The 3668-nt window shown below is 73.9% G+C and carries 1 protein-coding gene; it reads right to left on the reverse strand.

The window, feature by feature from the left end:
* Window positions 1-3668: SDR family NAD(P)-dependent oxidoreductase (locus ACLF6P_RS29730; protein WP_415954521.1), on the reverse strand; the 3668-nt coding region annotated here is incomplete at both ends.

The following is a 3668-nucleotide window of genomic DNA, read 5'->3' on the forward strand; positions in this document are numbered from 1 at the left end:
GGCCCATACCGGCCCGCTGCGAACCCTGACCCGAGAACAGGAACGCCGAACGACCGTCGGTGGCCTGGTCGCGGACGACGCCCGCGACCGTGTCGCCGGCGGCGAGGACCTCCAGTCCGCGGAGGAACTCGGCGCGGTCGGCGGCGACCACGGCGGCCCGTCGTTCCAGGTGGGCACGGCTGGTCGCGAGGGAGTAGCCGAGGTCGGTGAGCGAGGCTCCGGCATCGGCGCGTACGTGGGCGAGGAGGCGCTCGGCCTGGGCGGTGAGGGCCTGGTCGGACCGGGCGGAGAGCACCCACGGCACCAGCGGGGGCGTCGATGCGGTGTCCTCCGCGGTTTCCGCGGGGGCTTCCTCGGGCTGCTCCAGAATGATGTGGGCGTTGGTGCCGCTGATGCCGAACGAGGACACGGCGGCACGGCGCGGGCGGTCGCCCGTCTCGGGCCAGTCGCGCTCTTCCGTCAGCAGTTCGACCGCGCCGTTCGACCAGTCGATCCGGGTGGATGGCTCGTCGGCGTGGAGGGTGCGGGGCAGGATGCCGTGGCGGAGGGCCATGACCATTTTGATGATGCCGGCGACGCCTGCGGCGGCTTGGGTGTGGCCGATGTTCGATTTGACGGAGCCGAGCCAGAGTGGCTGGTCGGTGTCGCGGTTCTGGCCGTAGGTGGCGAGGAGGGCCTGGGCTTCGATGGGGTCACCGAGCGTCGTACCCGTACCGTGCGCCTCCACGGCGTCGACGTCCGCCGCCGACACACCCGCGCTGGCCAGGGCCTGGCGGATGACTCGCTGCTGGGACGGGCCGTTGGGGGCGGTCAGACCGTTGCTCGCGCCGTCCTGGTTGATCGCCGAACCGCGGACGACGGCGAGGATGTCGTGGCCGTTGCGGCGGGCGTCCGACAGCCGCTCCACGAGCAGCATGCCGACGCCCTCACCCCAGCCGGTGCCGTCGGCGCCGTCCGCGAACGCCTTGACGCGGCCGTCGGCGGCGAGGACGCCCTGCTGGCTGAACTCCAGGAACACCCCGGGGGTGGACATGACGGTGACGCCGCCCGCGAGGGCGAGGTCGCATTCGCCGGTGCGCAGCGCCTGGGCGGCCTGGTGCAGGGCGACCAGGGACGACGAGCAGGCGGTGTCGACGGAGACGGCGGGGCCTTCCAGGCCGAGGGTGTACGAGATACGGCCGGACAGCACGCTCGCGGAGCTGCCGGTGGCGACGTAGCCCTGGACGCCCTCGGTCGAGCCGATCAGGAGGTTGGCGTAGTCCTGCCCGTTCGTTCCGACGTACACGCCGGTGCGGGTGCCGCGGAGCGAGGTCGGGTCGATGCCCGCGTCCTCGAAGGTGTGCCACGCCGTCTCCAGCATGAGCCGCTGCTGCGGATCCATGGCGAGGGCCTCGCGGGGCGAGATACCGAAGAACGCCGGGTCGAACTCGGTGATGGCGTCGATGAATCCGCCCTCGCGGACGCGCGAGGCGCCGGCGGTGTCCGGGTCGTAGTAGTCCTCCAGGCTCCATCCCCGGTCGCCGGGGAGCGGGGAGATCGCGTCGGTGCCCGAGCGGAGCAGCTCCCACAGGCCGTCCGGGGAGTCCACTCCGGCGGGGAAGCGGCATCCCATGCCGACAATCACGATCGGGTCGTCGTCGGCCGCCGCCATGAAGTGGGCGGGCGCCGGGGCGGTTTCCGTGGTGGCGCCCGCGAGTTCGGTGCGGAGGTACGCGGCGAGGGCGTGGGGGGTCGGGTGGTCGAAGACGAGGGTGGCGGGGAGCCTCAGGCCGGTGGTGGCGGTGAGGAGGTTGCGCAGTTCGACGGCGGTGAGCGAGTCGAAGCCCAGCTCCCGGAACGCCTTGTCCGGCAGCACGGCCTCGTCGGTGGTGTGGCCGAGGACGGCAGCGGCCTGGCCGCGTACGAGATCGAGGAGCAGCCGGGTGCCGTCGGCGGCCGAGAGGGTGGCGAGGCGGGCCGCCAGGGCGCCGGTGGCGGTCTCCTCGGTGGGGGTGGCCTGCCCTGGGCGTGTCGCGGCTGCGCGCCGGACGTCGTCGATGTCGGAGATGAGGGCGGCACGGCCGGTGGCCAGGCGGGCGGGCGCGAGGACGGCCCAGTCGACGTCCGCGACGGCCGTGCACGGCGCGCCGGTCGCGACGGACCGTGCCATGACGGCCACGGCGACCTCGGGGTCCATGGCGGGCATACCGCCGCGTTCCATACGGCGGGCCACCAGCGGGTCCGTTGCGAGGCCGCCGCCGTCCCAGGCGCCCCAGGCGATCGAGGTGGCCGGGACTCCGAGGGTGCGGCGGTGCTGGGCGAGGGCGTCGAGGAAGGCGTTGGCGGCGGCGTAGTTGGCCTGACCGGCGTTGCCGAACGTACCGGCCAGGGAGGCGAACAGGACGAACGCGTCGAGCGGGAGGTCGCGGGTCAGCTCGTGCAGGTGGAGCGCGGCGGTCGCCTTGGCGTCGAGTACGGGCGCGAAGCGGGTGGGGCTCATGGACGGCAGGACGCCGTCGTCGAGGACGCCTGCCGTGTGCACGACGGCCGTCAGCGGGTGCCGTTCCGGTACGGCGGCGATGACGGCGGCCAGCGCGTCGCGGTCGGCGGCGTCGCAGGCGGCGACGGTGACCTCGGTGCCCAGGGCGGTGAGTTCGTCGCGGAGTTCGGGCGCGCCGGGCGCTTCGGGGCCGCGGCGGCTGAGGAGCACGATGTGCGCGGCGCCGTTTCGGGCCAGCCAGCGGGCGACGTGGCCGCCGAGGGCGCCGGTGCCGCCGGTGACGAGGACGGTTCCGCGCGGGGTCCATGTGTCGTCGCCGCCGGGGCTGTTGGTGGCACCGGAGCTGTTGGTGGCGCCGAGGCTGTTGGTGGCGCCGGGACGCTTGGTGACGTCCGTCAGCGGTGCGCGGTCGAGCCGACGGGTGAGGACGCCTGCGGTGCGTACGGCGAATTCGTCCTCGCTGCTCTGAGGGTCACGGCCGGCGAGCACGCCCGCGAGGCGGTTGACGGCCCGCTCGTCCACGACGTACGGCAGGTCCACCAGGCCGCCCCAACCCGCGGGCTGTTCGAGGGCGGCGACCTGACCCAGGCCCCAGACGGTGGCCTTGTCGGGGCGTGGCAGGGGATCCCGGTCGGTGGTGGTGACGGCGGCGCGCGTGGCGCACCAGAGCGGCGCCTCGACACCGGCGTCGTTGAGCGCCTGCACCAAGGTGAGGCTCGCGGCGAGGCCGGCGGGGACCGCCGGGTGGTCGGCGTGAACGCCGTCCGCGAGCGCAAGCAGCGACAGGACACCGGTCAGGTGCCAGTCCCCCGCGAGCAACGCGGCGAGCGAATCGCGGTCGGGAGCAGTGGCGGAGACGGCGATACGGGCCACCTCGGCTCCGTGACGGGCGAGTCCGGCGGCTACGGTGTCCACGACGAGCCTGTCGTCGGCGGCGAGACTGTCGCTGTCCGGTACGACGAGGAGCCAGCGGCCGGTCAGCGGCGCGTCCAGGGGGGACTCGACCGGCTTCCACGCGATCTCGTAGTGCCAGGAGTCGGAGGCGGACCGCTCGTGACGACGGCGGCGCCACGAGGCGAGTACCGGAAGGACGGTCTCCAGGGAGGCCGCGGTGGTCTCGTCCACCGTGCCGAGGGCGTCGGCGAGTGCGGCGAGGTTGCCCTGCTCGACGGCTTCCCAGAAGCGGGCA

Source organism: Streptomyces lothianensis, assembly GCF_047779955.1.
Taxonomy (GTDB): domain Bacteria; phylum Actinomycetota; class Actinomycetes; order Streptomycetales; family Streptomycetaceae; genus Streptomyces.